Origin of the sequence: Halococcus morrhuae DSM 1307 (assembly GCF_000336695.1) — an archaeon.
GTDB lineage: Archaea > Halobacteriota > Halobacteria > Halobacteriales > Halococcaceae > Halococcus > Halococcus morrhuae.
Genome location: NZ_AOMC01000053.1, coordinates 1 through 834, shown reverse-complemented (window position 1 = coordinate 834; position 834 = coordinate 1). Strand labels below are relative to the sequence as shown.

Sequence of the window (834 nt, the reverse complement as noted above, 5' to 3'; positions counted from 1 at the left end):
GAGCAGTTCGTCGATGACGAGCGTCGCGCGCGACCCGCGGATGTCGTCCGTGCCGGGTTTGAAGGCGAGCCCGAGCACGGCGATTCGCCGCCCCTCGACGTCCGTGTGCCGTTCGAGAAGTTCGAGCATCCGCCGGGGTTGGCCGTCGTTGACCGCGACCACGCTGTCGAGCAGTTCCGGCTCGTAACCCGCCTCGCGGCCGGCTGCTCTGAGCGCGTCGGTGTCCTTCGGGAAACACGAGCCGCCCCACCCCACACCGGAACGGAGGAACTGCGAACCGATGCGCTCGTCGAGCCCGATGGCCTCCGCCACGTCGTAGGAATCGACACCGAACTCCTTGCAGAGGTTGCCGAGCTCGTTGATGAGGCTGATCTTCCCCGCGAGGAAGACGTTGTTGGCGTATTTGACCATCATCGCCTCGTGGCGGCCGGTCTCGACGATCGGAATGCCGTCGTTGTCGGCGACGAGCGGCTCGTACAGCTCACCGAGACGATCGAGCGCGCGTTCGCCCTCAGCGCCGAAGACGAGCTTGTCGGGCCCCATGAAATCGGCGACGGCCGACCCCTGACTCTGGAACTCGGGGTTGACCGCGATGCCGAACTCCTCGCCCGCTTCCTTCCCCGAGACCTCTTCGAGTAGCGGTTCGAGCCGTTCCTCGACGGTACCCGGGATCACCGTGCTCTTGACGACGACAAGGTGGTATCCTTCCTTTTCGGCGAGAGCCTCGCCTACGTCGCGCGTGCCGGCTTCGAGCGCACCGAGATCGATGCTGCCGTCCTCGCGCGAGGGCGTCTGGAGTGCGAGAAAAGTAATGTCCGTCTCGCGGAGGGTAGC

1 protein-coding gene is annotated in these 834 nt (G+C 65.7%); it reads right to left on the bottom strand.

Features of this window, described 5'->3' with window-relative positions:
* Positions 1-834: nucleotide sugar dehydrogenase (locus C448_RS03200; protein ID WP_004051872.1), on the bottom strand; the 834-nt coding region annotated here is incomplete at both ends.